The following is a 25,473-nucleotide window of genomic DNA, read 5'->3' on the forward strand; positions in this document are numbered from 1 at the left end:
CGAGGAAAAGCCTATGTCAGGCCACAGGGGACCTCCATTGGGCGTTCGGATACAAAGCCCATTGAGGCATATAACGGCTCGGCGGTCAGGGTCGACCAACACGCCATTTCGGTGATGCCCTGCCACTCAGCCGCGTTCAGGCTGTGTCGGATCACGGCCCGTGCGATCCCTCGGCGTCGCAACCTGTGATCGATGACAACATGCCGGACGTGGGCCCTCTGGTGGTGAACCTTGTCGCGCGTCCAGCCACCGGCACCGACGATCATGTGTCCCTCCAGCTCAGGAACATAGTGGCTGCCTGACCGCAACAGAACCGGCTGCGCCCGGCTGATCAATGGCTATGCGGGCACCAGAACGGACGGAGGATAGTCCACCTATAACAGCTTGGGATAGGCGCGTGACAACAGCGCATCAACCACTGCCAGATCAGCGATCGTCGACGTGCGCAGGCTGGGTACGGTGCTGGACATGACCGCCGGTTCTCGCGCGGTTCTGCCGGATATGCTGCGCAAACGAAAAAGGGCCACGCCCCGGCGCAGCCCATATCGATTTCGCGATTGCGAAAAGGCTTACTTGATTTTGCCTTCCTTGTACTCGACATGCTTGCGGGCAACCGGATCGTATTTGCGAACGATCATCTTCTCGGTCATGGTGCGGGCGTTCTTTTTGGTGACATAAAAGTGGCCCGTGCCTGCGGTCGAGTTCAGGCGGATTTTGATTGTGGTCGGCTTCGCCATGGTATCTCTCCTGCAACGAAAGGCCAGCCCCAAGCGGACCTCTCGGAAAATCTATCTGAGCGTGCGCTTTTACCCGCGATGTGGCCCGAGTCAACAGGTGTTTTGCCAAAACCCGCCGATAGCGTTGCGAAATCTTTACACGGACCTCACCAGACGCTAGAACGCCATTGTTTTTGAAGACCTTGTTGTTTTGTATGAGTGGAGCTGTTTATGCGTATTCCCCCCTTTGCCGTTATCGTGATCCTTTGCGGTGCCGTTATCGCCGCCACCCAATTGGCCGCCGAGCGATCCGCGCCAACCGATGAAGCCACCCCAACATCCCTGATCAGTCCGAACTAGAAGGTTATGCGCGGAGGGCCTGTAAGCCGGATTTTGTCCCCGACAGGTTGCCCCGCCGGTAGATGACCATTCCTCTAGGGCCGACATTGCTGCGGGCCTCAAGCTGCCAACCCGACCCCTCTTGGCCAACGCGTGCCTAGCGGCGGTATCCCGTTGCCGGGACCAGCCCGCGCGGGGGTCCTATTTGGCATTGCTCCCGGTGGGGCTTGCCTAGCCGCCCCTGTTGCCAGCGGCGCGGTGGGCTCTTACCCCACCGTTTCATCCTTACCCCGGGTTTCACCGAGGCGGTTTGTTTCTGTGGCGCTATCCGTCGGGTTACCCCGCCCGGGCATTACCCGGCACCGTTGCCTTGTGGAGTCCGGACTTTCCTCTCGCGCCCGAAGGCGCCAGCGGCCATCCGGCCCTCCGCGCCTCTGCGCTCTAGGCGTTGTGCTGCCTCCGGTCAACGCCAAAGCGACGCGCGAGATCGGCCATGACACTGCGGTCGACATCATCAATGGGTCCATCGGCGCCGGGGCGAAACCGTGCCCGGAATGCGGCCAGAATCTCGGCCTCTTCAGCCTCCGGATAGCCAAACTGCGCTGCGTCCCTGGCAAAGTCGCCGGGTTGTGACGGCGTTTCAGGCCAGACCGCCAGACCCTGCCCCGCGAGGCGGGCCCAATCAAACCGTGCACCGGGATCATATTTGCGGGCAGGAGCCATGTCGGAATGCCCGATTACTCCAGTGGCCGGTATCGACCAGCGTGCCATCACCTCGCGCAGCAAGGCCTCAAGCGCAGACATCTGCGGCTCGGCAAACGGGTGGGCGCCGGTATTGTCCAGTTCAATGCCAATGGAGCGAGAGTTTATATCATCCCTGCCCTGCCAGCTTCCGGCCCCGGCATGCCAGGCCCGCATCTCTTCCTCGACGAGTTGCCAGAGCGTTCCATTGCCGCCGATCAAGTAATGTGCAGAGACCTCGGCCTCCGCATCACACAGGCGCTCCAGCGCAGCCTCTGCGCTGGCCATGGCAGTAAAGTGAATCACGATGAGATCTGGCTGCAAGTCTCCACGACGCGGCCCGAAATTCGGCGACGGCAACCACTTTGGTGCCGGTCGATCGCTCACCCGTTCTGGGCCTTGCGAAACGGGGCCGGGTCCCACCCACAGGCATAGCCATCCCCATCCGGGTCCAACCCGGCGCGATCACGATCCGGGCCGCCTTTGGAGAGGAACTCAATCTGCGCAAGATCCGAGGATGGGAAATTGGCGCAATTCCGCTCGGCCCGCCCCTGCAGATTGATCCCGCTGCGGCTGTAGATACGTGTGCCTTTGGGGTGACTGCTGCTCAGCGCATAGGCGACGATGTTGGGCTGCGATCCGCTGCTGCGCGAGGGCAATGCAGTTGGTTGGATCACCTGATACTGAGCGCTGTTTTCAGCAATCAACGCCGCGTCGCCCTGAATCGAGCGATTTTCCGAAACGGCGGAAAAATCATTCTCTACCGACAGGCCGCTGCTTGCAATCACCGGTGCCGGGGCCACAGGTGCGATCGCGGGTGCGGTTCCAACGGCAGAGCTTGAGGCCAATACGGCAGCCGTCTCTGCGGCGATACCTTCGGGTGTTCCCACCGGAGCACCAGTTACGGGTCCCGGCGGCACAGGTGACCCCAACGGAGACAGCGGCTGACTCGTCACGGCCTGTGGCGGTGCCAGGCGTTCGGCGCTTGCGACACCGCTGGCCAACTCGGCCTCGCGTGCATTGTATGTTGCACCACTGTCAGGAACCTGCGGGGCGCAGGCCGAGATCAGTCCTAGGGAAAGCCCCAGATAGAGGGGAATACGGGCCACCGAATGCATCGCTGCTGTCCTGCCGTTGATGTTTTTCTGGCGCCGGTCTCTACCACCATTTCGCAGGCTTGGCCACAAACCCGGCGGCCGTTTCCAGCGCATATGCCGTATTCAGCAAATCACCTTCTTCCCATGGACGCCCGATCAGTTGCAGCCCAAGCGGCAGACCTTTCTGGTCAAGCCCTGCTGGCACCGAGATGCCGGGCAAACCCGCAAGGTTCACAGTGACGGTAAAGACGTCGTTCAGGTACATCTGCACCGGATCGGCCTCGGCCATTTCGCCCAGTCCAAAGGCAGCGGATGGTGTTGCAGGGGTCAGGATCGCGTCAACGCCTTGTGCAAAGACATCCTCAAAATCCTTCTTGATCAACGTACGCACCCGGCGCGCCCGGTTGTAATAGGCGTCATAGAACCCCGCGCTCAGTACGTAGGTTCCGATCATCACGCGGCGCTGCACTTCGGGTCCAAATCCTTCGGCGCGGGTCTTTTCATACATTTCGGTGATGCCGTCACCCTGCGCCAGCGTGGCCCGGTGGCCATAGCGCACGCCGTCATATCGCGCGAGGTTGCTCGACGCCTCGGCTGGCGCGATCACGTAATAGGCAGGCAGCGCGTATTTGGTGTGCGGCAGGCTGATGTCGACAATCTCGGCCCCTGCATCGCGCAGCATGTCGGCACCGTCTGCCCACAGCTTTTCGATCTCGGCCGGCATACCTTCCATGCGGTATTCCTTGGGAATCCCGATTTTCTTGCCCTTGATGTCCCCGGTCAGCATCGCTTCGAAATCCGGCACCGCCAGATCGGCGCTGGTGCTGTCCTTGGGGTCATGTCCGGCCATCGCCTCGAGCATGATCGCCGCATCGCGCACCGATTTCGTCATCGGCCCTGCCTGATCCAGCGAGCTTGCAAAGGCCACAATGCCCCAGCGGGAACAGCGCCCATAGGTCGGCTTGATTCCCACAGTCCCGGTGAAGGCAGCTGGCTGGCGGATCGAGCCACCGGTATCGGTGCCGGTCGCTGCAAGACACAGGTCGGCGGCAACCGCAGCAGCAGAGCCGCCCGAAGACCCGCCCGGCGTCAACGCCGCGTCGTCGTTGCCACGCCGCCAGGGGCTGACCGCATTGCCATAGGTGCTGGTTTCGTTCGAGCTGCCCATGGCGAATTCGTCCATGTTGAGCTTGCCCAGCATCACCGCCCCCGCATCCGCCAGTTTCTGGCTTACGGTGGATTCATATTCCGGCAGGAAACCTTGCAAAATGAGGCTACCAGCCTGTGATGGCACACCCTGCGTGCAGAAGAGATCCTTGATACCGACCGGCAGACCACACATCGCCGGGGCATCGCCCTCCTTGATCCGCTGATCAGCCGCTGCCGCGCGTTCCCGCGCGAGGTCCGGTGTATTGTGCACAAAAGCGTTCAGCGCGCCCGCTGTCTCGATGGCATCGAGACAGGCATCGGTCAGTTCAACAGATGTCGTTTCGCCCGCGCGGAGCGCATCGCGCGCCGTCGCCAGACCCAGTTTGTTCAGATCGCTCATTATTCAACCACCTTCGGCACAGCAAAAAAGCCCTCGCGCGCATCGGGCGCGTTCGACAATACTTTGTCCTGCTGGTCGCCATCAGTCACCACGTCCGCACGCCGTTTCAGCCGCTGTGGGGTTACCGAGGTCATCGGTTCGACACCGTCCACATCAACCTCGTTCAACTGCTCGATAAAGCCCAGAATGGTGTTGAATTCGGCGGCCAACGCAGGCAGCGCCTCGTCCTCGACCTTGATCCGGGCCAGCTTGGCCACCCGGGCGGCGTTGTTCTGATCAATCGACATGGGACCTCTCGTGCTCTGTCACGAGGCGTTTACCCCTGCGACGCACGGCTCGCAAGAGGCGCATGGCCTGATGGCACACCCAGATTGGCCGCCCTTCGCTGTATTGAAGTTTTCTTCCAGCAGTCGATCCGCTACACCACGGCGAGACACTGTAAGGAACACACCCATGGACACCCCCGACAAGCCGCAGATCTACCTCACGACGCCGCAGGCTTTTGAGGCAGAGGTGTTTGCCGATACGCTGGCCAAGGTCATGGACAGCGCCGAAATCGCTTGTGTGAGACTGGCCATGTCCGGTCGTGACGAGGACCGGATAGCGCGGGCTGCCGACACGCTGCGCGAAGTCACCCATGCACGGGATGTCGCCTTGGTCATCGACGATCACGTTGTGCTGGCAGAGCGGCTCGGGCTTGATGGCGTGCATCTCACCGACGCCGCGAAATCGGTGCGTGCCGCGCGCAAGGCGCTTGGTCCGGATGCAATCGTCGGCAGTTTTTGCGGGACCTCCAGGCATGACGGGCTTTCGGCTGGCGAGGCAGGAGCAGACTATATCAGCTTTGGCCCGGTTGGAGAGACCGCTTTGGGCGACGGATCGGTCGCAGAACTGGATCTGTTTCAATGGTGGTCCGAGGTGATCGAAATCCCTGTGGTTGCCGAGGGCGGCCTGACGCCTGAATTGTTGCGCTCGCTTGCGCCGGTTACGGATTTCTTCGGTATCGGCGATGAAATCTGGAACGCAGACGATCCTGCTGCGTCGCTCGCGACGCTCCTTCAGGCAATCGATCTGGTCAAGTGATACGTTCAACGAACCAATAGGCGCCGATCAATGCAATCACAGTTGAGGCGGGTATCGCAATCAGCGCCCGGTACCATGGCTTGTTTCTGAACCACACTCCGACCGCAAGAAAGGCGATGGCGATCACCGTCAGCTGACCGATCTCGACACCGACGTTAAAGCCGATCAGCGCCGGCAAAAATTGTCCCGGTGGCAGCCCGAACTCTCCCAGAACGCTCGCGAAACCCAGTCCATGCAGCAGGCCGAACCCAAAGATCACCACAGGCCGCCAGCGGTTCAAACCATCGGCCACGATATTCTCGACAGCCACGTAAGTGATCGATGCGGCGATCAGCGGCTCGACGATATCAGGGGGTACGCGCACCCAGCCAAGCGCTCCAAGTGCCAGCGTCACAGTATGGGCAAGGGTAAATGCGCTGATCTGCCAGACCAGAGGTCGCAGATGTGTACTCAGAAAGAACAGGCCGAGGACAAACAGGATGTGGTCCAGCCCTTTTGGCAGGATGTGATCAAAACCCACCGGCACATAGGATAAGAAGGTCTGCCAACCGCTGGTGCTGGCCCCGCCCGCCAGAGAAATGGCCGGGCTGGATGCGCCGCCTTCGATGTAGCCGGTATAGGCTTCTTCAACGCCCTGCTGGCGCAAGACAAGATCGCCAGCCCCATCGGGCCAGTGCAACGTCAGGGTTTGCGCTGTTTCTGGCACGTGCCCGATCAGTACGAGATGACTCGCCCGCGGCAGCTCCGGATCGCCAACTTCGGGAATGACAATCGCTGCAACAGACAATGCAACCGGACCGTCAGCATCAACGCCAAGCTGCGCGATCCATTGCTCGGCAAAGCTGCGCACACGTGGCCCAAGCACATTCGGGGACATCGCGCGCAGGGCATCGTATTGGTCTGACTTGGCAGATTCGTCGGTATCGACCATCCCATCCAGATCAATACCCGCCACGAACGCCTCGACATTCATGCGCAGATCAAGCGTCAGCACGTCCTGCGTAACCGTCAGATCGCCAATGGTGGGCGTCACTTCATGCGCCTGCACAGGGCAGGCCAAAAGCAGCAGCAGGCTTGACAATACAGCCCGGAGAACCAGCATCGATCTTGGTCGTCCAAAGGTTCTGCGCATGTCACTCCACCGTTTTCTGGCCGTTCTGGCCGCATTGCTACTCACCGCCATTCCGGCGGTGTCACATGAGTTTTGGATTGAGCCGGAGGAATATCAAGTCGAAAGCGGCGATACGCTAAATGCGCATTTCCGAAACGGGCAAAAATTCAAAGGTTCGGCTCTTGCCTATTTTGACAAGCGCAGCGCGCGGCTTGAGCAGGTGGTTGCCGGAAAGTCGACGCCCTATGCCGGACGCATGGGCGATATCCCGGCGATTGGAACCATCGCTGGCGACGACGGACTATTGGTCATCGTCCATCAAACCGCACCACAAACACTGGAGTATAAGACCTGGGAGAAATTTCAGGCCTTTGCCGATCACAAGGACTTTCCCGATATCCGCGCGAGGCATCTGGATCGCAAACTCCCCGAAAATGGCTTTACCGAGCGCTACACCCGCTATGCCAAAGCTCTGATCGCAGTCGGGAATGGCGCTGGCAGTGACCGTATATCGGGCATGGAAACGGAATTCGTGGCACTGACGAATCCCTACACCGGTGATCTGGACGACGGTGTTCAGGTACAATTGCTGTATCGGGGCCAGCCGCGGGCTGATGCGCAAGTCGAGGTTTTTGAGAAGGCACTGGACGATTCTGTCACCATCCGGTTGCAACGCACTGACACGCAGGGTCAGACGACAATCGCCGTCAAAACCGGACATGAATACCTGTTGGATGCAGTCGTCCTGCGCCCGCTGTCGGATGACAGCCCCGAGGTTTGGGAGTCGCTCTGGGCCGCGATGAGTTTCGCCGTGCCCTGACGTTGCGGCGCCCATTGCTTGCACCTGGATCCGTTTAACGGCACAAGTCGGGGCATGACCGGATCAAACGCCCCAGTACTGTGCATCGGAAGCGTCCTGTGGGATGTGATCGGTCGCTCTGCGAGCCATATGAGGCAAGGCTCGGACGTGCCAGGGCGCATCTCACGTCTGCCCGGCGGCGTCGCCATGAACATCGCGATGACACTCGCGCGGTTTGGCCTCAGTCCCGTTCTTCTGACCGCCATCGGGCGCGACGCCGAGGGCGACGAACTGGTCGCAGCCTGCACTGAACTTGGCATGATCACCGAGCATGTCTATCGCTCCGAGGATCTGCCCACCGATCGCTATATGGCGGTCGAAGGCGCCAACGGGTTGATCGCGGCAATTGCCGACGCACATTCGCTTGAGGCGGCAGGCGACAAGATCCTTCGCCCATTGAGCAACGGGACACTGGGATCAGACACCACTCCCTATCGCGGTCATGTCGCGCTGGATGGCAACCTGACGCACTCGCTGCTTGAGAAAATCGCGCAGAGCCCGGCCTTTGCCACCGCCGACCTTCGCGTCGCCCCGGCCTCTCCGGGCAAGGCGGAACGGTTGCTGCCATTTCTCAACCACCGACGCGCCACGCTCTACGTCAATCTCGAAGAGGCCGGGCTCCTGTGCCAGACTGAATTCGGCACATCACGTGAGGCCGCAATCGGCCTGTTGTCGCGTGGTGCGCTCAAGGTGCTGGTCACCGATGGCGGCAACTCGGCAACCGAGGCAGATGCCGACGATCTGATCTGCCAGACCCCGCCCGAAGTGCTTGTCACCCGTGTCACCGGCGCGGGTGATACATTCATGGCCGCCCACATTGCCGCCGAGGCCACAGGCGCTGACCGCCAAACCGCCCTCGCCCGCGCCCTGCACGCCGCCGCCACCTATGTTTCAGGAGAAACACCCCTGTGATCGATCCCATTTATTCCGCCGAAGTCCAGACCGCGCGCCAAAATCAACGACCCATCGTGGCGCTGGAAAGCACGATCATCACCCACGGCATGCCGCATCCACAGAACGTCGAGGTCGCGCGTCAGGTCGAACAGGACATCCGCGATGCCGGAGCAACACCGGCCACCATCGCGGTGATCGAGGGGTGCCTGCACATCGGGCTGGAATCCGAACAACTCGATGGATTGGGTCAGGCACGAGGCGTCGCCAAGCTTTCGCGCGCGGATTTTGCGGCCTGTCTCGCGACCGGCGGCACCGGGGCCACCACGGTCGCTGCGACTATGATCGCCGCACATCTGGCAGGGATCGACGTCTTTGCAACCGGCGGCATTGGCGGCGTGCATCGCGGTGCTGAGGCGAGCTTTGACATTTCCGCCGATTTGCAAGAGCTCGCGCAAACACCGGTCACTGTTGTCGCCGCTGGTGCCAAGGCCATTCTGGATATCAGCAAGACGCTTGAGGTTCTGGAAACCCTTGGTGTGCCGGTGATCGCGGTCGGGCAGGATGCCTTTCCCGCCTTCTGGTCGGCACGGTCTCCGTTTGATGCACCTCTGCGGATGGATGATCCCGATTCCATCGCCCGTGCACACATGACGCGTCGAGCGATGAATATTCCCGGCGGTCAACTGGTAGCGAATCCGATTCCGGCCGAGGCCGAAATCCCGGCCGAGACGCTCGCCCCCATCATTGTCGCCGCACAGGCGGATGCCGCGCGCCACCGGATCATCGGCAAGGCCGTGACACCTTACCTGTTGCAGCGCATCTACGAGCAAACCAAAGGTCAGTCACTCACCGCGAACATTGCGCTGGTCCGGAACAATGCGCGGTTCGCAGCCCGGATCGCACAATCAATGGGCGCTCTCCGCAGTCAAGGTTGCTGACGTTTTCACCAGCTATTGTAGCCCGCATCGCGAAGACATAAGTTGCGCGTCGGAACTGGCGGATTACACATGACCACCCCATTCGACGAAAACCCTCACCCACGTAAAGTCAGCCTCTTCTCGAGGCTACGCTCGTCGTTTCTGACCGGATTGGTGGTGATTGCACCGGTGGGTCTGACCATCTGGCTGATCTGGTCCGTGATCGGATGGATTGACGGTTTTGTCCTGCCTCTGGTGCCGCATCGCCTGCGCCCCGAGGAATACATCGGCATCAACCTGCGTGGTGTCGGCGTCATCATCTTTCTGCTCTTTACCATCATGGTCGGATGGATCGGCAAGGGTCTGATCGGACGGTCGTTGATTCGCTGGGGCGAGAGCATCGTTGACCGGATGCCGGTGGTTCGGTCGATCTATTCCGGGATCAAGCAGATTTCGGAAACCGTGTTTGCACAATCCGAACGCTCGTTCGAAAAGGCGTGCCTGATTCAATATCCGCGCAAGGATATTTGGGCGATCGGTTTCATATCGACAACAGCCAAAGGCGAGGTCGCAAAACGCGCCGAAACCACCGGAAAACTGGTCAGCGTGTTCCTTCCGACAACCCCCAACCCGACGTCCGGTTTTCTGCTGTTCCTGCCCAAGGAAGACGTCATCGAACTGGACATGTCCGTCGAAGAGGCGGCTAAATTGGTTATCTCTGCCGGTCTCGTCTATCCCAACGGCAAGGACGCAACCGTTGCGCCGGATGGTCAAGGTTCTTCGGCGAAATAGCTGTTCAGCTATAGGCGCCGGCGAGATCCACCGTGCTGACCTTGTTCAGGTCCTTCTTGTGTTCAGCGAGGAAAGCCTCAGCCGCTGCACGCCCTGCCGCCTTGAGCTTTTCGATAAAATAGACGCTTGGCACCAGCTTGGTCGCCACGGACAATTCATTCATCAGCCCGTCATCGGCGATCATATGCACCAGGACGGGCGCCTTGTCCTCTGACGTAAGCGTTCCGTCATCAAGCAGCCGTTGCACAAATGAAATCGCGCGCAACTCCCTCAGGAGTGACGAGTTAAAGCTGATCTCGTTGATCCGGTTCTGAATCTGCTGTGTCGTCACCGGCAGTGAGTCGCGCTCCAGCGGATTGATATTGATAATCAAGATGTCAGCAGGAAGATGCCGCGCAAACAGTGGGAACAGCGCCGGATTGCCAGTATATCCACCATCCCAATAGGCTTCGCGGCGACCGGTTTCAGGATCGTCGATCTCGACCGCCTGAAACACCGTGGGCAGACAGGCAGACGCTAGAATCGCATCGGTGCTGATGTCATCTCCGGAAAAGACCCGGATCTTCCCGGTACGTACCCGCGTGGCGCAGATAAACAGATCCGGGCCGGCGTCGGCACAGACCTTGCCAAAATCAAACTTCTCCACGATCGGGATCAGCGGATTGCGATAAAAAGGGCCATAGCTGTAGGGCGACACCACGCGGGACCACAGGTCCAGCGCGGCAAACGCAGGCGAATACTCGATCGCACGCGCCATCTTGCCCGTATCCAACCCATGCATCCACTCTACCAGACGCGCATCCTGCTGCCCGGTGACCTGTGACCACAACCAATCGAGATTGGCGCGCGCGCCTTCACGTCCGCCAGTGATCATGCCAGCCTTCAACGCGGCTCCGTTCAGCGCCCCGGCAGAGGTCCCCGAAATTCCGGCAATCTCGATATCGTCGTCTTCAAGTATCCGGTCGAGCACACCCCAGGTAAACGCTCCATGCGCGCCGCCGCCCTGCAATGCGAGGTTTATCCGTTTCTTAGTCGCCACATCCTGCCCTTCAGCTTTGGAAAAATACTCCGGGGGTGAACGGTGAAAATACGATTTTCACCGGAGGGGGCTGGCCCCCTTTCCGACCCTTTCTACAGGGCCGTCCAGCCACCATCGACGCCGATCGTCGTTCCTGTGATCTGTGCTGCGGCATCGGTACACAAGAACACGACGGTGCCGCCGAGTTGTTCCACGGTGGCAAATTCCTTGGACGGTTGCCGCTCCAGCATGACCTTTTCGATCACCTCGTCGCGCCCCATGCCATATTTTTCCATCGTGTCGGGAATCTGTGCCTCAACCAGCGGTGTCAGCACATAGCCGGGACAAATCGCGTTCGCGGTAATCGGTTCGCGCGCTGTCTCCAGGGCCACTGTCTTGGTCATGCCCACGACCCCATGCTTTGCCGCGACATATGCAGCCTTGAACGGGCTTGCCGTCAGACCATGCGCACTGGCGATGTTGACCACCCGTCCCCACCCGGCCTTGCGCATCACCGGCAGCGCGGCGGCTGTCGTGTGAAAGGCCGAGTTCATGTTGATCGCGATGATCGCATCCCATTTCTCGACCGGAAACTCATCAATCGGCGCCACATGCTGTATCCCGGCGTTGTTCACGAGAATGTCGCAGACGCCTGCCTGTTCAATCAGCGCACGGCATTCGTCGCCCTTGGACATGTCGGCCTTGATATAACGTGCCTTTACACCCGTCTCATCGGCAATCTTCTTGGCCAACGCATGATCCTCATCGCGATCCGTAAAGGAATTCAGCACGACATCCGCCCCTGCCCGCGCCAGTTCCCACGCGACACCCAAACCGATTCCCGAATTCGATCCGGTGATGATTGCGGTCTTTCCCTTCAGCGTCATGACAGGCCCTCTGCTCTGTTGGTTGATGTCGCGCAAAGTGACATGCTGCAGCTGCAAAGGAAACGGTAAACATCCTCCGCGTCTGGTTACGAATAGTTAACCAACTTGCGACAGAACCATTGAGCAAGTGTATGCCCAAAAAAAAACGCCCGCGCGAAGCGGGCGTTGAGTTATTGAGGCAGGTTTCATACAGGCAAGAAACCTATCGAGCAGTAACGTTCTTATACGCAATTCCCCTCCGACGTCCAAGCTAAAAGTTTGAAAAGACATGAATCCCTCGTTAACTTGTGGCCTAACAAAACAAGGCCAGAGCAGGATTGTTGCCAAAGTGCGACTAGATTTTTTTCACCGCGCAAGCGCGCGCGTCACCGGATTCGCCACCGTTTTGGTGGCCTATACCGCATCGGCGGAATCACCGCATGGCATAGCTATGTATGGAGCACCGGCGCTACCACCTGATTTTGTGTCCCTGCCCTATGCAAACCCGGATGCGCCCAAGGGTGGCCGGGTTGTGTTCGGCAATACCGGCGGATTTGATTCCCTCAATCCATTTGTCCAAAAAGGCACAGCGCCGTGGCAATTGCGCTTCTGGGGATACGAATCCCTGATGGGGCGTTCATGGGACGAACCGTTCACCCTGTACGGGCTGCTCGCCGAATCGATTCGCACCGCGCCGGATCGCTCGTGGGTTGAATTCACCTTGCGTCCCGAAGCTCGATTTTCCGATGGCAGCCCGGTCACTGTCGAAGATGTGATCTGGTCCTATGAGACGCTCGGCACGCAGGGGCACCTGCGGTATCGCGGGTTTGCCACCCAGATCGAAAGCATCGTTCAGACCGGCGAGCGCAGCCTGAAAATCACGTTCAATACTGATGACCGGGAGCTTGCGCTAATCGCCGGAATGCGACCGATCCTGAAAAAGGCACAGTGGCAGGACCTCGACTTTACGGCCTCGGGCCTGAACAATATCCCCATCGGTTCAGGCGCCTATGTGATCAGCGATTTTGAGGCTGGCCGAAACGTCACCTTGCGCAGAAATCCAGACTATTGGGCGAACGACCTTCCATTTCGCCGGGGAACACAAAACTTCGATGAATTGCGAATCGAATTCTATGGTGACCAGACGGTTCTGTTCGAGGCGTTCAAAGCCGGCGAACTGACCGCGCTGCGAGAGTTCAACGCCGAAAAATGGGAGACCCAATTCGGCTTTCCGGCGGTGCTGCGTGGCGACGTGATCAAATCGGAGATACCGCACAAACGCCCTTCGGGGATGACCGGTTTTGTGATGAACACCCGACGCGCGCCGTTTGATGACTGGCGCGTCCGCGAGGCGATGCTGCTCGCGTTCAATTTCGAATACATCAACGATACGATGACCGGCGGTGCACAGCCTCGGATCACATCCTATTTCTCCAGTTCCGAGCTGGCGATGCAGCCCGGTCCGGCGACGGGCCAAGTCCTTGAAATGCTGGAACCCTATGCGGACGCACTGTTGCCGGGTGCGCTGGAGGGTTACGCCCTGCCCACCAGTGATGGTACCGCCCGCAACCGCGGCAATCTGCGCCGCGCTGTTGATATGCTGGCGGCAGCAGGTTGGACGGTTCAGGATGGCGAACTGAGAAATGCGCAGGGCGTCCCCTTTGCAATTGAGGTGCTGCTGCGACAGGGCGACGGCAGCAACCAGACCGTGATCGAGATCTACAGTCGTGCGCTCTCGCGACTGGGTATCCAGGTTGATGTCAGCACCGTGGACGATGCCCAATACGCCGCGCGGATCGACCAGTATGACTTTGACATGACCACCTTCCGCCGCGAACTGTCGCTGTCACCCGGTAACGAGCAGCGCCTCTACTGGGGCAGCGAGGGAGTGGATGTGCCGGGAACACGAAACCTGATGGGGGTCGCATCGGTCGCCGTCGATGGGTTGATCGACAAGATGCTCGCGACAGAATCTCGTGAGGAATTCACCGCCGCGGCGCGCGCGCTTGACCGCGTTCTGACCACCGGGCGCTATGTGATCCCGGTCTGGCAGTATGATGTCGGACGCATCGCCCATGCCCGCCAGTTACACTATCCCGAACACTTGCCAATCTACGGCGATCGCACCGGCTTTCTTCCTGATGTCTGGTGGTACGAAGAGAACTAGGGTTTGATCACCCACTGCGTCCAATCCTTCGGCTCGAAAGACACTGTTAACGAATGTAACACTGCTGCGACAGATCGCCACGTTTCTCTGCGCTGCAGCATCGCTAGGCTGCGTTAGGGGAGGCATTGGAATGCCGAAGGGGATGCACACATGACTTGGGCGGATATGACCCGTAACTGGGGCGTTTGGTACAAAAGGCTGCAAACCCGTTTTCCACATCTTGACGACGGTGCCATGCCATTCGCCAAGGTCGATCGCGGCGGGTTCGAGGCGTATCTGGCAGAGACTCACAACCTGTCCCTGACCGAAGCACGCGAAGAGATTGACGATTTCATCTTTGTCGAGGCGCTGGTTCTCGAAAGCAGCGGCGGCCACGAGGCCGCGTAATCGCGCCTAAACGACAAGCCCCCGCGACAATGGTTATCAGGACAGCGACGTCACCCACAGGATCATCGCGTCTTCCTCGCTGACCGACACGACATTATGCCCCATCGCCGCGTCGTAATAGGCGCTGTCACCACGGCGCATTTCGACCGGTTCATAGAATTCCGTAAAAAGCTGCACCACGCCGGTCAGCACATACAGAAATTCTTCACCGTCATGGCGCACCCAACCATCGAACTCTTCCATTGATCGGGCACGGACACGGGCGCGATAGGGCAACATCTGTTTTTTGGACAGGGTCTCGGCCAGCAATTCATGCTCGTAGGTCGCGGTTGCATGCGCCTCGCCCTCGCCGATACGGGTCACCGCCATGCGGCCATTGACCTGCCCGCTCTGCGGCGTGGTAAACAATTGCGGCACCGAGATGCGCAGGCCCACTGCCAGTTTCTTGAGCGCATCATAGGTGGGCGACATCTGCCCGTTCTCGATCTTGGACAAGGTCGAACGTGCCAGCCCCGCCTGCCGGGCCGCCTGTTCCAAGGTCCAGCCCTGCGCCTTGCGCAAATCCCGCACCCGCAGGCCAAGGTCCAACGGCTCGGCCACGGTTTCGTCGCCGGCTTTGCGGGCAATACGAATGATGGATTTGGGATCGCGCGGTGTCATTGCGGTTCTATAGGGTTGCCGTGCGTGGCTTGCAACGGCCACGGCGGCGGGCTAGCCACAGGCCATGCTATCGATATTTGACAACGGGCCTCCGCCGCCCTGCCCCGATCCGTTCAATCTGGCCGCCCATGTCCTGGGCCGCGCCTCGACGCATGCCAGCAAAGTTGCGCTCTCGGTCCTCAGCCAGAACGGCTCGCAGGACTGGACCTATTCGGAACTCGAAAACGCGGTGCGGGGAACCGGGACCGGATTGCTGAACGCAGGATTGCGCCCCGGTGACATCGTGCTCATGCGGTTGGGCAATACCGTCGACTTTCCAATCGCCTATCTGGGTGCGATCGCTGCCGGGCTGGTGCCGGTCCCGACGTCCTCGCAACTGACCGCGCCCGAAGTTGGCAAGATGATTGCCGAATTGTCGCCCGCCGCCGTGTTGCGCGATTCTGCGGTCGAAAGCGCCGAACATCCCTGTGAAATCGACCTTTCAGCGTTACGCGCGATGCGCGACTGCGCGCCCTGTGACTGGGCCATGGGCGACCCCAACAGACTGGCCTATGTGGTCTATACTTCGGGCACATCGGGCAAACCGCGTGCCGTGGCCCATGCCCACCGGGCGATATGGGCGCGTCAGATGATGATCGATGGCTGGTATGGGCTGACGTCAGAGGACCGCCTGTGCCATGCTGGCGCGTTCAACTGGACCTATACATTGGGCACCGGCCTGATGGATCCCTGGACCATCGGAGCGACCGCGCTGATCCCGGAACCGGGCACCGACCTTGCCGCACTCCCCGCCCTGTTGCGCAAGCACAAAGCGACGATTTTCGCCGCGGCACCGGGTGTCTATCGCAAGTTTCTCACCGACGGCGCGCATCTGAATCTTCCGGCTCTGCGCCATGGCCTCTGTGCGGGCGAAAAGCTGTCGTCCCATCTTCATGCGATGTGGTCAGACACCACCGGAACCGACCTTTACGAGGCCTATGGATTGTCCGAATGTTCGACCTTCATTTCGTCAAGCCCCGGCCATCCCGCACGTGGCGACGCCCTCGGACAGCCCCAGCAAGGACGGCGCATTGCCATTGTCGATGAAAACGGCCCGGTCCCGCAGGGACAGTCAGGCGTGATCGCCGTGCACCACAACGATCCCGGTTTGATGATGGGCTATCTCAACGCACCTCAGGAAAGTGCGGCGAGGTTGCAGGGCGACTGGTTTCTGACCGGCGATCTGGGTGCGATGGCCGTGGACGGGCAAATCACCTATCTCGGTCGCAATGATGACATGATGAACGCCGGTGGCTATCGGGTGTCCCCGCTCGAAGTCGAAACGGCGCTGGCCGGGCATCCTGATATTACCCAGGTCGGCGTTACCGATATCGAGATCAAGGAAGACACCCGGATCATCGTTGCCTTCTACACTGGCCCCTCGCCACTGGACGAATTGGAGCTGGAGTCTTATGTCCGGTCCAAGCTGGCGCGCTACAAGCAACCGCGCGCCTATGTTCACCTGCCAGCACTTCCCGCAAGTGCCAATGGCAAGCTGCTGCGCCGGGCGTTGCCAGCATATTTTGAGGCGCAGACCAAATGACCGACCAAACCATCACGCTTGATATTCTCTCTGATCCGATCTGCCCGTGGTGCTATATCGGCAAGGCCAACCTCGACGCGGCGCTCGCCTCGGTTCCGGATCATCCGTTTGTCATCCAATGGCATCCGTTTCAGCTGAACCCGGACATGCCGGCAGAGGGCATGGGCCGGCGCGAATACCTCGAAACCAAGTTTGGCGGCAAGGAAGGTGCTACGCGCGCCTATGCGCCGGTTGTCGAACGCGCAGAGGCGGCGGGTCTGACGATCAACCTTGAGGCCATAACCCGCACCCCCAACACGCTGGACGCGCACCGCCTGATTCATTGGGCCGGGGTCGAACAGAAACAGCTTGCCGCCGTGGATGCCCTTTTCAAGGCCTATTTTGTCGATGGTCGTGACATTGGCGATCACGAAACACTGGCCGACATCGCGGATGGTATCGGGCTTGATGCATCCGTGGTGCTGCGGCTTCTCGCTTCTGACGCGGATCGCGACGACATCATCAAGCGCGACACCAACAGCCGCGAGATGGGCGTTAATTCGGTGCCCACCTTTATCGTCGCCGGAAAACACGCGGTTCCGGGCGCGCAACCGCCCGAGCTTTGGCGAAAGGTCATCGGTGAATTGACGGAACAGCTGAAAGAAGCCGTCGATCAGTGAAACAGATCGGCCCGAACACAGTTATCGTCACGCTCGTTATCGTTCTCGTCTCTGGCACGGTGTTCTTTCGTTTTGTCGAAGGCTGGAGCTGGCTGGATTCCTACTTCTTTACCGTCGTGACCATATCCACCGTGGGGTATGGCTCTCTGGTTCCTATCACAGCGCTTGGCAAGATCGGGACAACCATCTTGATCTTTGCGGGGTTGGGGGTATTTGCTGTCGCGATCCAGCAGTTCGCACTCTACCAAATGCTAAAGCGCAAGGAAAATGCCGATTGGTTGGTGGGTCACCTTGGTCATGAGCATCGCGACAGACCAATTCCGGCGGCCAACGAAGATGATCAACCCGAGCCATCTGATGATCAAGACCCCTCGGATACCTCCGCACGGCATCCCTGAGACCGGCAAACTGTCGGTCTTACCCAGCCTGAGAACGGTACATTTTCAACATTCTACAAAGGCGCATTTTTGCAGAGCCATCTGTGCATCGCACGGTATGGCACGACGCCATCTCCTGTGTTAGCGCACGCGGATAGCGCGGAGTTCTGATCATGAAAAAGCAAATGTCACGCGGTGAATTCATCGCGCTTGTTGCGATGATGTTCGCAACCATCGCATTTTCCATCGACGCAATGCTGCCCGCCATGCCCGATATCGGCCGTGAACTGAGCCCGGATGACGTCAACCGCGCGCAATTGATCCTGACCTCGTTTGTACTGGGTCTTGGCATCGGAACATTTGTCACCGGACCGCTGTCGGACAGTTTTGGCCGCAAGCCGGTGATCTTTGCGGGGTTGGCCCTTTACATGGTGGCGGCAGCTGCGGCCTGGTACAGCACTTCTTTGGAGTGGATCCTCGTGGCCCGTGTCTTTCAGGGCATCGGTGCTGCGTCGCCAAGAATCGTGGGCATCGCGATTATGCGTGACCTCTATTCAGGCCGTGAAATGGCAAAGATGATGTCGATCGCGATGATGATCTTTACCATCTTTCCAGCCTTTGCCCCGATGATCGGCGCGCTCATCATCGCGTTTTCTGGCTGGCGCGGGATTTTCGTCGCCTTCATCCTGTTTGCGTCCATCACCGCGCTCTGGATGGCTGTTCGGCTGCCAGAACCCCTGCCGCCTGAGAATCGTCGCCGCTTTCGCTTGCCGCTGATGCTGGATGCCGTGCGCGAGATGCTGGGGCATCCCACCGTGCGCCTGTCAATTCTGGTGCAGTGCCTTTGCCTTGGCATGTTGTTTACCCTGCTCAGTCAGGTGCAGCCGGTCTATGACGTGATCTTTGACCATGCTGCCAGCTTTCCCTTCTGGTTTGGGGCGGTCGCGCTGATTTCCGGCGGAGCCAGCATCCTGAACGCTGCGGTGGTCGGACGCGTCGGAATGCGGCGCATGGTTACATGGTCACTGGCCGCGCAGATCGTCGCCTCTGGGGTCATTCTGCTGGTGTCGGATATCGGGCTGTCGATGGATGCAATGTTTGCGCTGTTCGTGATTTGGCAAACCTCGGTCTTTTTCATCGCCGGAACCACGCTTGGCAATCTGAACGCCATCGCGATGGAGCCCATGGGGCATATCGCCGGCATGGCAGCTTCGGTCATCGGGGCCATCGCAACCGTATGCGCCGTGCTGATTGCCGCCCCGATTGGTCTGCTGTTTGATGGCACGCTTTATCCGCTGGCCTTTGGCATCTTTGCCTGCGCGGTGGTCGGATTCCTCCTGATGCTGCAGATGGGCCGACTTGAGAAGCGGAGCGTCGCGTAAATCTCTGTTTCCGAATGCGGCCCTCTGATACGTTGTCGCAAAGGGAGATTGAGTGGATGTCAGACTATTATGATCTGGGCAGCTACAGGTGTCCGGTAACAACCGGTTCACCGGACGCTCAGCTATGGTTTGATCGCGGCCTGATCTGGACCTTCGCCTTTAACCACGAAGAGGCCGGTGCCTGCTTTCAACGCGCCCTGACCCATGATCCTGACTGTGCGATGGCGCACTGGGGTGTCGCCTATGCGGGCGGTCCGAATTACAATATGCCGTGGGAGCTGTTCGATGAGGCCGGACGCGCCAAGGCGCTGGCGCTGGCCTACGACGCGACGCAATCCGCGCTGGCGCTTGCTGGTGGAACCACGCCCGTCGAACAAGCCCTGATCCGCGCCCTGCTCGCCCGATATCCGCAGCGTGACCCGATCGATGATATGCAAGGGTGGAACCACGATTATGCCGACGCCATGCGCGCAGCATTCGCAGCGGTGCCCGATCACCTTGACCTGCGGACAATCTATGTCGAAGCCCTGATGAACCTGACACCCTGGCAAATGTGGGATCTGGCCAAGGCGCAGCCCGCCGAAGGTGCCGCAACGCTTGAGGCCCAACGCGCCCTGGAAGACGCGATGCAGAATGTGCCCGAGGCGATGCAGCATCCGGGATTGCTCCACCTCTATGTGCACCTGATGGAAATGTCGCCGTATCCTGAAAAAGCGCTTCAGGCAGGTGATGTGCTGAGAACACTGGTGCCGGATGCTGGCCATCTCATCCATATGCCCACCCATATCGACGTGCTGTGCGGTCACTATCACAACGTGGTTTACTGGAACCAAAAGGCCATCGAGGCCGATTTAAAGTACTATGAGCGCGAAGGCGCATTCAATATCTACACCGGCTATCGCCAGCACAATTACCACTTTGTCATCTATGGCGCGCTGTTTCTCGGACAGATGGAACCGGCCCTTGCGGCGGTACGGGGAATGGCGGACACCGTCCCCGAAGAGATGCTGCGCATCGAAAGCCCGCCAATGGCCGACTATTTTGAAAGCTTCATGGCGATGGAGCCTCATATCCTGATCCGGTTTGGTCGTTGGGAAGACCTGATCGCGATGCCCCCTCCGGCTGACCTGGATCTGTATCGCACATTGGCGGCGACAACGCATTATGCGCGTGCGCTTGCCTTTGCAGCCTTGGGTCGCGTTGCCGAGGCAGAGGCCGAAGAACAGGTGTTTCTGGCCGCCAAGGCGCGCGTGCCGGAAACCCGACTATTGCACAATAACACCGTCGTTGATCTGCTTGAAATCGCGACCGAAATGCTGCGGGGCGAGATCGAATACCGTAAAGGCAACCATGCGGCCGCCTTTGCCCATTTGCGGAGATCCATCGAACTTGACGATGCGCTCCTCTATGACGAACCCTGGGGCTGGATGCAGCCTGCCCGCCACGCCTTGGGCGCATTGTTGTTCGAACAAGGCCATGTCGCAGACGCCGAAGCCGTCTATCGCGAAGACCTTGGCCTGGGTGGGCAGTTAAGCCGCGCAACGATACATCCGGACAACGTCTGGAGCCTCAAGGGATTGTACGACTGTCTGATCGAACGCGGCGAACAGGTCGAAAGCGTTCAGATCAAGCTACGCCTTGATCTTGCCCTCGCACGTGCGGATCGCGCCGTAGCGGCGTCGTGTTTCTGCGCGCAAAAGGCGATGCAGTAGTCGATCAGATCAAGCACGCCCCCTGCGGCGGAACCGTCAGTGTTTGCGGCTGTAGGTCCAGGTAGGCACAGTGGTATCGCGCGCCACCGAAAAGCTCTCGGCATCACCAAGATACTCAAAACCACAATGGATCAGCACCCGTGCCGAGGCCGGATTGTCCTGGAACACGCTCGCGAACATCGCGTTGCTGCCCAGTGGATTGGCCTGTACCAAAGCCTCTACCGCCTCGGAGGCGAGCCCCGTATTCCAATAGATGGGTGCAACCCAATAGCCGACTTCCGACTGATCCCGATCAAGCCGGTTGAGGGAAATCAGCCCCTTGAGTTCAGAGCCGCCGGACTTTGTGCCATCCATTGCCCAGACATCTTCGTTCCGGTCATCTGACATGGCGCGGGCGATGAAACCCTCTACCAAGCCGGGCGGCAGGGGATGGGGGATGGACGTGGTCATCCGCGCCACCCGTTCATCGCTCCAATAGAGTTCGATCAGTCCCTTGTCCGAACGCCGCAGTGGTCGCAAATCGAACCGTTCCGTTTCAATTACCGGCTGGTTGATGATTTGATCCAACTTCATGCGCCTGTCCCTCCTCCGAACATCACAAAAACATGGACAACCTGGCGACAGACACCAGCGTCCTTAAGAATTGGGGATTCCGCGCGGCATATTCAACATGCGCCGCAACGGGTTTTCCCCAAAGAAAACTTGATCAAGAGCAGTATCACCCAGCATCTTAGCAGAATTGAGGCAAATTTGGCGACAACCTGTGGCTGTTTGCTCGTGACACAAAAAAGGGACCGGCGGTGCCCGCCGATCCCTTGGTATGCTTGACCTTTAAGGTTCGGCTTATTCAGCGGCCTCGGCTTCGGGCATGACCGAAATAAAGGTGCGCCCTTTCAGACCCTTGTGAAAGGTCACCGCGCCATCGACTGTTGCAAAGATCGTGTGATCCTTGCCCATGCCAACGCCTTCGCCCGGCCAGAATTTGGTCCCGCGCTGACGCACGATGATATTTCCGGGGATGGCAGCCTGACCGCCATAGAGTTTTACGCCGAGACGACGACCCGCAGAGTCGCGTCCGTTACGGGAGGAACCGCCAGCTTTCTTATGTGCCATTCTTTCTCTCCTTAACCGTTAGCCAGTTCTTTGGCCTGTTCGATCCAGCCTTCACGCTCGATCCGACCTTTGAACGACAGTTGCTCATCCATAGCAGCAACGTCTTCGTCGGTCCATGCCGCGACCTGAGCAAAAGTCGTAACGCCAGCGGCGTGCAGCTTTTTCTCAAGCGCCGGGCCAACGCCAGAAAGCTTTTTCAGATCGTCAGCACCTTCAACCGGCGCAGCTTTGGCCTTGGGGGCTGCAGCTTTCTTGGCAGGCGCCTTGGCTTCGGTGGCTGCAACCGCAACAGCGGCAACAGAACCCGCACCAACAGCGGCCTTAACGCCGGACTTGTCGGCACCCGACGACAGGACGTCGGTGATCTTGACCAGAGTCAGTTTCTGGCGGTGGCCCTTTGTGCGCTTGCTGGAATGCTTCCGGCGACGCTTGACAAAGTGGGTGACCTTCTCGCCTTTGATCTGGTCGACAACTTCGGCCTGAACGCCGGCACCTTCGATCAGCGGTGCGCCTACGACGGTTTTATCACCGCCCAGCATCAGGATGTCGTTGAACTGAATTGTTTCGCCAGCGTCTGCAGCCAGTTTTTCAACGCGAAGCATATCGCCCGCTTGAACCTTGTACTGCTTGCCACCGGTCTTCATGACCGCAAACATGCGTCTCTTCCTTTGTCTACCGCGTCCTGTGGTCCCCCGGTTGGGTGTTTTGGACTGGGAAACCCCAGAGCCACCTCAGACAGCGCGCCCATGTCCGGGCGATATGATACATAAACCCGGCGCGATCACTCGGGCCGGGATGCGCGCTTATGAACAGAGCAGAGCCGTCTGTCAACCGCAATCCCGCTCAAATATCGCTGCCATTCATCGCCTGCGCCACGGCCAGTCCGAGTTCGTAGGAGATTTCGTTGTATATCTGCTCAAACCCGATGAACAGCGCCTTGTTTAACGACTGTCCCGCCACCGACGCTGAAAAGTCGGAATAAGATTGCAACGTGTCCCCGGTCAGCGGTTGATAGGCCATCAAAAGAAACCCGTAGATCCAGCTGGTGGTATCCGCGCGCATTTCATCCTCCTGCGCCCAGACCTCTGACACTATCTCGCGCTCGCCCATCTTTGCGCCGCCGCCCTCGACCAGACCGCGAAGGAAGTGGTAGTTGGAATCCAGACCGGATGTGACGTTGCGCTCGATCAGGTCGTTCGTTTCGACAAAGCGTTCAACGGCCACCAGATGGGGATCATCGCTGCCCACGAGGTCCTGATAGGTCGCCCGTGCGAGGACTTCGACAGCCGGGTCCGCCATCGCCACCCTGCCCGCATTCTCAAGCGTCAGAATGCGCTGGCCCTCTTTCGTATCAAAAAAGTCTATGACGGCCCGCATCTCATCGTTGTCCAGCGTCTGAGCCAAGGCTTTGGTGAGTGCCGCGCCCATGGCATCAGCATCATAGAGCGCAGCCACTCGATCCTGAAAGTACCTGCCTCCCTGTCCCCCAAGCATGTCGGCCTCAAGTTCGGCTCCGTATCGCACCCCTTCATCCCGCAGGATCGCGGACACCTCGTCTACCTTGAGGACACGGGCCAGTTCTTGTTCGAGCGGTTCTGCCCATGCGGTCGATGTCAGCATCACCAGCGCGACAAGCCCTGCCACCAGCCGACGCATCCGCATTTCAGATATCCTGTCCAGGGTGCAGCTCGGTCATGCCGCCGGCCAGAACTTCAAACCGATTGGCCATGATCTCGTACTGCACCGCATTCAACAATTCGTAGACCTCTATCATCTCAGGCTCTTCCAAAGCCTCGACATAGGCGGCCAGATCGTCGTCGGAAAACGAGCGGTAGGTATAGGCAGCCCCAGCAAGTGCCGATTGCCGCAAGACCGGCAGCAAGTCCGGCTCCTGCGCCTTGAACATCATCCGCAGGTCCTCTGGATCCATGCGCAATTCGACGACCCCCGCAGATGCGGCGGCCATTAGAAAACGAAACTGGATCTCCTGGATAGCGCGCAAACTGCTTCCCGAAGCATCAATGGCGTTGTTCATCCGCTTGAACATCTCCAGCCGCAAATCCCCCGCGGCAACCATATCGGCAACCAACCTTTGTCCTTCGAGTTCCTTGGTCTCATCCTCGTTCATATGCGTCTGGTTCTCGACCTCGACAAGGCGCTGTCCCAGATCGCTGGCATAGAATGTTACAGCATGATCCAAGGCATCATCCGTCAAGGTTTGCTCAAGAATCTCGAGCGCCATGTCGTGCATTACGGCCGTATCGAACACCTCGTCTGCAAGCCGTTCCCAATCAGAGCCAAACTTGTTTTCATCGACGCCCAACATGTCCGGTGCCGAGCCTGCCGAAAGCGCGATACTGTCAAGCGCCACGTCAAAGCCTGTCACGTTCAGAAAAGCCTCAATCCGGTCCCGCCCCGCGCCCATCACCCCCCCCGGGAGTGTCAGCAACAGCAACGTCAGGAAAAGGGGTGCGCCAAGGCCAAAAGGCCAGCGCGAACGGTGAAAGGAAATGCGATGTGAATGATATGACATACCCAAAATCGTAAGCTTTTTACACGCGACCGCAAATGAATTTCGCGAGAACGGGTGGTCAACGATAAAAACGGCCCTTGCCAGCCCCCGCGATCCCGATTACACGCACGCACCAGACCCCCGCGGAGAGGTGCCGGAGTGGTCGAACGGGGCGGTCTCGAAAACCGTTGTGGGTGCAAGCCCACCCAGGGTTCGAATCCCTGTCTCTCCGCCAATTTACAGGCCCCAAACCAAGATAACGGCCTATTTTTATTGCTATATCCCTAAAGTCTCGACCAAAAAACTTCCGGGTGATACACTTTCTGACACACAAAGTGATACACACGGACCAGTATTTCAAACACGCCGATAGCTCTACGATCCAAAACTTGGTATTTGCGCCGGCGAGTACCCAAAAGGTGCCATTCTGTCGAAAAACGTCGAGCTATTCTACTGTCGCTTCACACAGACAGTAGAGAGCAAGCTGAAGCAAAATGGCGCTTGGTCTGGGACAACTCGCTCGAGGGGTGGGACGCGAGACTTTCAGGAGATGGCGTAGACGCCACACGAAGCCACTTGGCCCCTGTACAAGTGGCTGCCGCGCGAGGGTTTCGCTACTTGTCCGTTGACAACGTCACAGACTTATCGACGCACAAGTTGTTGGAGCGCATTGAACGTGCATCGGATATTGATGAAGCTTGCGCACTACTCGGAACAGCAGGGATACCAAAGCTAACTATCAGCGATAGCTTTAGATGAGTATTGGACGCTTTCGAGAGATAAAACGCTTGATGACGTTACTAGTGTCAGGATTCATAACCAATAGATGACGGTTGCGGCGAGCGCGATGGCCGAGAGGAAGACCTTCGGACATCTGTCATATCGGGTTGCGACGCGCCTCCAGTCCTTGAGCCTGCCAAACATGATCTCGATCACCGTC

29 protein-coding genes, 1 tRNA gene and 1 other RNA gene are annotated in these 25,473 nt (G+C 59.1%); 14 read left to right on the forward strand and 17 right to left on the reverse strand.

Annotated features, from left to right (window positions below):
* Positions 1-11: 11 nt before the first annotated feature.
* On the reverse strand, positions 12-266 hold the full coding sequence (locus tag ABJO75_RS13285) for a GNAT family N-acetyltransferase (RefSeq protein ID WP_348124004.1): 255 nt from the start codon (positions 264-266) through the stop codon (positions 12-14).
* Positions 267-569: 303 nt separating this feature from the next.
* Positions 570-737: a 50S ribosomal protein L33 gene (gene rpmG / locus ABJO75_RS13290; RefSeq protein WP_058275626.1), complete on the reverse strand. Its 168-nt coding sequence runs from the start codon at positions 735-737 to the stop codon at positions 570-572.
* A 210-nt stretch (positions 738-947) separates the two neighbouring features.
* Between rpmG and ABJO75_RS13295 the strand changes: the two genes are divergently transcribed.
* The gene (locus ABJO75_RS13295; RefSeq protein WP_348124006.1) at positions 948-1,076 is read left to right on the forward strand and encodes a hypothetical protein; all 129 of its coding nucleotides are present in this window, start codon (positions 948-950) and stop codon (positions 1,074-1,076) included.
* A 6-nt stretch (positions 1,077-1,082) separates the two neighbouring features.
* Here the strand turns inward: ABJO75_RS13295 and rnpB are convergent.
* The 5 genes from rnpB to gatC all read right to left on the reverse strand — a co-directional run bounded on the left by rnpB (position 1,083) and on the right by gatC (position 4,729).
* Positions 1,083-1,485, reverse strand: an RNA gene (gene rnpB, locus ABJO75_RS13300) — RNase P RNA component class A.
* 11 nt (positions 1,486-1,496) lie between these two features.
* Entirely contained in the window at positions 1,497-2,183 is a 687-nt protein-coding gene (locus ABJO75_RS13305) for an N-acetylmuramoyl-L-alanine amidase (protein WP_348124008.1), read from the reverse strand.
* A complete protein-coding gene (locus ABJO75_RS13310; RefSeq protein ID WP_348124010.1) occupies positions 2,180-2,914 on the reverse strand; it encodes a hypothetical protein in 735 nt (244 codons plus the stop codon). The genes ABJO75_RS13305 and ABJO75_RS13310 overlap by 4 nt, the downstream gene beginning before the upstream one ends.
* Before the next feature lie 40 nt (positions 2,915-2,954).
* Positions 2,955-4,442: an Asp-tRNA(Asn)/Glu-tRNA(Gln) amidotransferase subunit GatA gene (gene gatA, locus ABJO75_RS13315; protein ID WP_348124012.1), complete on the reverse strand. Its 1,488-nt coding sequence runs from the start codon at positions 4,440-4,442 to the stop codon at positions 2,955-2,957.
* Positions 4,442-4,729: an Asp-tRNA(Asn)/Glu-tRNA(Gln) amidotransferase subunit GatC gene (gene gatC, locus ABJO75_RS13320; RefSeq protein ID WP_348124013.1), complete on the reverse strand. Its 288-nt coding sequence runs from the start codon at positions 4,727-4,729 to the stop codon at positions 4,442-4,444. Before gatC ends, gatA begins: the two co-directional genes overlap by 1 nt.
* Before the next feature lie 166 nt (positions 4,730-4,895).
* Between gatC and ABJO75_RS13325 the strand changes: the two genes are divergently transcribed.
* Positions 4,896-5,525, forward strand: coding sequence for a thiamine phosphate synthase (locus ABJO75_RS13325; protein WP_348124015.1), 630 nt, complete (start codon positions 4,896-4,898; stop codon positions 5,523-5,525).
* On the opposite strand, the gene ABJO75_RS13330 is transcribed toward ABJO75_RS13325, so the two are convergent.
* Positions 5,518-6,657: a HupE/UreJ family protein gene (locus ABJO75_RS13330; RefSeq protein WP_348124017.1), complete on the reverse strand. Its 1,140-nt coding sequence runs from the start codon at positions 6,655-6,657 to the stop codon at positions 5,518-5,520. The genes ABJO75_RS13325 and ABJO75_RS13330 overlap by 8 nt on opposite strands.
* On the opposite strand from ABJO75_RS13330, the gene ABJO75_RS13335 reads away from it, so the two are divergent.
* The 4 genes from ABJO75_RS13335 (at position 6,656) to ABJO75_RS13350 (ending at position 10,098) form a co-directional block, all read left to right on the forward strand.
* The gene (locus tag ABJO75_RS13335; protein ID WP_348124018.1) at positions 6,656-7,456 is read left to right on the forward strand and encodes a DUF4198 domain-containing protein; all 801 of its coding nucleotides are present in this window, start codon (positions 6,656-6,658) and stop codon (positions 7,454-7,456) included. The two genes, ABJO75_RS13330 and ABJO75_RS13335, sit on opposite strands and share 2 nt — an antisense overlap.
* Positions 7,457-7,510: 54 nt before the next feature.
* Positions 7,511-8,407: a PfkB family carbohydrate kinase gene (locus tag ABJO75_RS13340; RefSeq protein ID WP_348124020.1), complete on the forward strand. Its 897-nt coding sequence runs from the start codon at positions 7,511-7,513 to the stop codon at positions 8,405-8,407.
* Positions 8,404-9,327: a pseudouridine-5'-phosphate glycosidase gene (locus ABJO75_RS13345; protein WP_348124022.1), complete on the forward strand. Its 924-nt coding sequence runs from the start codon at positions 8,404-8,406 to the stop codon at positions 9,325-9,327. The genes ABJO75_RS13340 and ABJO75_RS13345 overlap by 4 nt, the downstream gene beginning before the upstream one ends.
* A gap of 69 nt (positions 9,328-9,396) precedes the next feature.
* Complete coding sequence (locus ABJO75_RS13350; protein WP_348124024.1) at positions 9,397-10,098, forward strand: DUF502 domain-containing protein; 702 nt, start codon at positions 9,397-9,399, stop codon at positions 10,096-10,098.
* A gap of 4 nt (positions 10,099-10,102) precedes the next feature.
* On the opposite strand, the gene ABJO75_RS13355 is transcribed toward ABJO75_RS13350, so the two are convergent.
* Positions 10,103-11,137 carry a patatin-like phospholipase family protein gene (locus tag ABJO75_RS13355; RefSeq protein WP_348124026.1) on the reverse strand — a complete coding sequence of 345 codons (1,035 nt, stop codon included), beginning with the start codon at positions 11,135-11,137 and terminating at the stop codon, positions 10,103-10,105.
* Between the two features lie 92 nt (positions 11,138-11,229).
* Positions 11,230-12,003 carry a 3-hydroxybutyrate dehydrogenase gene (locus ABJO75_RS13360; protein WP_348124028.1) on the reverse strand — a complete coding sequence of 258 codons (774 nt, stop codon included), beginning with the start codon at positions 12,001-12,003 and terminating at the stop codon, positions 11,230-11,232.
* Positions 12,004-12,433: 430 nt separating this feature from the next.
* Between ABJO75_RS13360 and ABJO75_RS13365 the strand changes: the two genes are divergently transcribed.
* Both ABJO75_RS13365 and ABJO75_RS13370 read left to right on the forward strand, forming a co-directional pair.
* Positions 12,434-14,149: an extracellular solute-binding protein gene (locus tag ABJO75_RS13365; protein ID WP_348124055.1), complete on the forward strand. Its 1,716-nt coding sequence runs from the start codon at positions 12,434-12,436 to the stop codon at positions 14,147-14,149.
* Positions 14,150-14,299: 150 nt separating this feature from the next.
* Complete coding sequence (locus ABJO75_RS13370) at positions 14,300-14,536, forward strand: hypothetical protein (RefSeq protein WP_348124030.1); 237 nt, start codon at positions 14,300-14,302, stop codon at positions 14,534-14,536.
* A gap of 36 nt (positions 14,537-14,572) precedes the next feature.
* Here the strand turns inward: ABJO75_RS13370 and ABJO75_RS13375 are convergent, their stop codons facing one another.
* Entirely contained in the window at positions 14,573-15,196 is a 624-nt protein-coding gene (locus ABJO75_RS13375; RefSeq protein ID WP_348124032.1) for an XRE family transcriptional regulator, read from the reverse strand.
* A 64-nt stretch (positions 15,197-15,260) separates the two neighbouring features.
* On the opposite strand from ABJO75_RS13375, the gene ABJO75_RS13380 reads away from it, so the two are divergent.
* From ABJO75_RS13380 to ABJO75_RS13400, 5 genes are all read left to right on the forward strand, one after another.
* Positions 15,261-16,778 carry a class I adenylate-forming enzyme family protein gene (locus tag ABJO75_RS13380; protein ID WP_348124034.1) on the forward strand — a complete coding sequence of 506 codons (1,518 nt, stop codon included), beginning with the start codon at positions 15,261-15,263 and terminating at the stop codon, positions 16,776-16,778.
* Complete coding sequence (locus ABJO75_RS13385; RefSeq protein ID WP_348124036.1) at positions 16,775-17,437, forward strand: DsbA family oxidoreductase; 663 nt, start codon at positions 16,775-16,777, stop codon at positions 17,435-17,437. Before ABJO75_RS13380 ends, ABJO75_RS13385 begins: the two co-directional genes overlap by 4 nt.
* Positions 17,434-17,835 carry a potassium channel family protein gene (locus tag ABJO75_RS13390; RefSeq protein ID WP_348124038.1) on the forward strand — a complete coding sequence of 134 codons (402 nt, stop codon included), beginning with the start codon at positions 17,434-17,436 and terminating at the stop codon, positions 17,833-17,835. The genes ABJO75_RS13385 and ABJO75_RS13390 overlap by 4 nt, the downstream gene beginning before the upstream one ends.
* A 152-nt stretch (positions 17,836-17,987) precedes the next feature.
* Positions 17,988-19,196: a multidrug effflux MFS transporter gene (locus ABJO75_RS13395; protein WP_348124040.1), complete on the forward strand. Its 1,209-nt coding sequence runs from the start codon at positions 17,988-17,990 to the stop codon at positions 19,194-19,196.
* 56 nt (positions 19,197-19,252) lie between these two features.
* Positions 19,253-20,908, forward strand: a complete 1,656-nt coding sequence (locus tag ABJO75_RS13400; RefSeq protein ID WP_348124042.1) for a hypothetical protein — start codon at positions 19,253-19,255, stop codon at positions 20,906-20,908.
* A gap of 36 nt (positions 20,909-20,944) precedes the next feature.
* On the opposite strand, the gene ABJO75_RS13405 is transcribed toward ABJO75_RS13400, so the two are convergent.
* The 5 genes from ABJO75_RS13405 to ABJO75_RS13425 form a co-directional block, all read right to left on the reverse strand.
* Positions 20,945-21,481 (reverse strand): GNAT family N-acetyltransferase, encoded by a 537-nt coding sequence (locus tag ABJO75_RS13405; RefSeq protein ID WP_348124044.1) that lies wholly within the window; start codon positions 21,479-21,481, stop codon positions 20,945-20,947.
* A gap of 270 nt (positions 21,482-21,751) precedes the next feature.
* Complete coding sequence (gene rpmA, locus ABJO75_RS13410; protein ID WP_348124046.1) at positions 21,752-22,021, reverse strand: 50S ribosomal protein L27; 270 nt, start codon at positions 22,019-22,021, stop codon at positions 21,752-21,754.
* 11 nt (positions 22,022-22,032) lie between these two features.
* The gene (locus ABJO75_RS13415) at positions 22,033-22,677 is read right to left on the reverse strand and encodes a 50S ribosomal protein L21 (protein WP_348124048.1); all 645 of its coding nucleotides are present in this window, start codon (positions 22,675-22,677) and stop codon (positions 22,033-22,035) included.
* Between the two features lie 187 nt (positions 22,678-22,864).
* Positions 22,865-23,683 carry a DUF2059 domain-containing protein gene (locus ABJO75_RS13420; protein ID WP_348124050.1) on the reverse strand — a complete coding sequence of 273 codons (819 nt, stop codon included), beginning with the start codon at positions 23,681-23,683 and terminating at the stop codon, positions 22,865-22,867.
* 1 nt (position 23,684) lies between these two features.
* Positions 23,685-24,554, reverse strand: a complete 870-nt coding sequence (locus ABJO75_RS13425) for a DUF2059 domain-containing protein (protein WP_348124051.1) — start codon at positions 24,552-24,554, stop codon at positions 23,685-23,687.
* Positions 24,555-24,678: 124 nt separating this feature from the next.
* On the opposite strand from ABJO75_RS13425, the gene ABJO75_RS13430 reads away from it, so the two are divergent.
* Positions 24,679-24,768: transfer RNA gene (locus ABJO75_RS13430), tRNA-Ser, on the forward strand.
* A 578-nt stretch (positions 24,769-25,346) separates the two neighbouring features.
* Here the strand turns inward: ABJO75_RS13430 and ABJO75_RS13435 are convergent.
* A partial coding sequence (locus tag ABJO75_RS13435) for a transposase (protein WP_348123866.1) occupies positions 25,347-25,473 on the reverse strand: 127 nt, incomplete at its 5' end.

Source organism: Sedimentitalea sp. (genome assembly GCF_039973035.1).
GTDB lineage: Bacteria > Pseudomonadota > Alphaproteobacteria > Rhodobacterales > Rhodobacteraceae > Sedimentitalea.